Source organism: Chroococcidiopsis cubana SAG 39.79 (assembly GCF_003991895.1).
Lineage (GTDB): Bacteria > Cyanobacteriota > Cyanobacteriia > Cyanobacteriales > Chroococcidiopsidaceae > Chroococcidiopsis > Chroococcidiopsis thermalis.
In genome coordinates this window covers 1-579 of record NZ_RSCK01000291.1, presented here as the reverse complement: position 1 = coordinate 579, position 579 = coordinate 1, and the positions used below count along the sequence as shown (strand labels likewise).

At 38.2% G+C, this 579-nt stretch carries 1 protein-coding gene; it reads left to right on the top strand.

Annotated elements, in window-relative coordinates; all coding sequences use genetic code 11:
- Positions 1–91: 91 nt before the first annotated feature.
- Positions 92–579 (top strand): ISAs1 family transposase (locus DSM107010_RS37960; RefSeq protein ID WP_127025481.1); only part of this gene is annotated, 488 nt, incomplete at its 3' end.

The window sequence follows — 579 nt, the reverse complement described above, 5'->3', positions numbered from 1 at the left end:
CAGGGCAAACGCATCTAAATTTATACCAAGCTTAAAGTGATATTCTGGAACAAATACTTTTATGGAGAAATAAGCGTCTTGGCTGTGTTTAATGAAGTTGAAGCCTAAAATTAGTATCGCCGACCATTTTGCCCAGATGCCAGATCCAAGAGTTGAGCGAACTAAGCGACATCAATTAATTGATATCATTACCATTGCTATCTGTGCAGTCATTTGTGGAGCAGATACTTGGGTAGAGATGGAAATTTACGGACAAGCTAAACATCAATGGTTGAAGCAGTTTCTAGAATTGCCGAATGGGATTCCAAGTCATGATACTTTTTCTAGAGTTTTTAGTCGTTTAGATCCAGAACAATTTCAAAATTGTTTTTTGAATTGGGTTAAGTCTATTAGTAAGGTCGTTGCAAGAGAAGTCGTTGCAATAGATGGAAAAACACTGCGCCATTCCTACGAGCGTGGAGGTGATAAAAAAGCTATTCATATGGTAAGCGCTTGGGCGACTGAACAAAGATTAGTGTTAGGACAAGTTAAAGTTGATGAGAAATCGAATGAAATTACAGCCATCCCAGAGTTGCTTAA